Source organism: Psychrobacter sp. AOP3-A1-26 (genome assembly GCF_052378235.1).
Taxonomy (GTDB): Bacteria; Pseudomonadota; Gammaproteobacteria; order Pseudomonadales; family Moraxellaceae; genus Psychrobacter.
Window position 1 is genome coordinate 1 of record NZ_JBQSXN010000184.1, and the last position, 985, is coordinate 985.

The 985-nt window shown below is 48.5% G+C and carries 1 protein-coding gene; it reads left to right on the forward strand.

What is annotated here, in order from left to right; genetic code table 11:
• Nucleotides 1–985, forward strand: a 985-nt coding sequence (locus ACT3TU_RS14205) for an IS256 family transposase (protein ID WP_444784533.1), incomplete at both ends; no start/stop codon positions are given.

Sequence of the window (985 nt, forward strand, 5' to 3'; positions counted from 1 at the left end):
CAATCTGACATCAAGAAACTGGCTGAGCAAATGGCCAGCAGCATGAAAAGCTTCGATGACATCAAAGACTTTCAAAAGCAGCTCATGCAGTCCTTCATCGACACTGCCCTAGAAGCAGAAATGGAAGAGCATCTCGGCTACCCCAAGCATGAAAAGGCAGACAGGCCTAATAAGCGCAATGGGCACACTAAAAAGAGAGTCCGTAGCGACACAGGCGAGCTTGAGATCTCCACCCCCAGAGACCGCGACAGTAGCTTTGAGCCTGTACTTGTCAGTAAGCATCAAACCCGTATTTCAGGTCTTGATGACAAAATCATCAGCTTTTACGCCAAAGGTCAAACCACTACTGAGATTGTCGAAACCATCAAGGACATCTACGACGTCGACATCTCAAGCAGCTTGGTTTCCAGAGTCACTGACAACATCTTGGATGACATCACCGCTTGGCAGAACCGGCCACTGAGCAGCGTCTATCCTATCGTCTACTTAGACTGCATTGTCGTCAAAGTTCGTCAGGACAAGCAGATCATCAACAAAGCTATCTATCTGGCCTTAGGCGTTGCTCTTGATGGTAAAAAAGAGCTGCTTGGCATGTGGCTCTCAGAGAATGAAGGCGCCAAGTTCTGGCTTGGTGTTCTCACTGAGCTACAAAACCGCGGGGTTCAAGATATTCTTATTGCCTGTGTAGACGGCCTAAAAGGCTTCCCTGATGCCATCAATACGGTCTACCCTAACGCTCAGGTTCAGCTGTGTATCGTGCATATGGTGCGCTATTCGATGAAGTTCGTACCTTGGACGGACAAGAAGGCCGTAGCAGCTGATTTAAAGGCCATCTACGGTGCTGATACGCTTGAGATGGCAGAGGCCAACCTTGAGCACTTTGATGAAGTATGGGGCAAAGAGTACCCGCATGTCATCAAGTCTTGGCGCAATAACTGGGAGGGCTTAACGGTGTTCTTTGGTTATCCTAAAGACATCAGAAGAG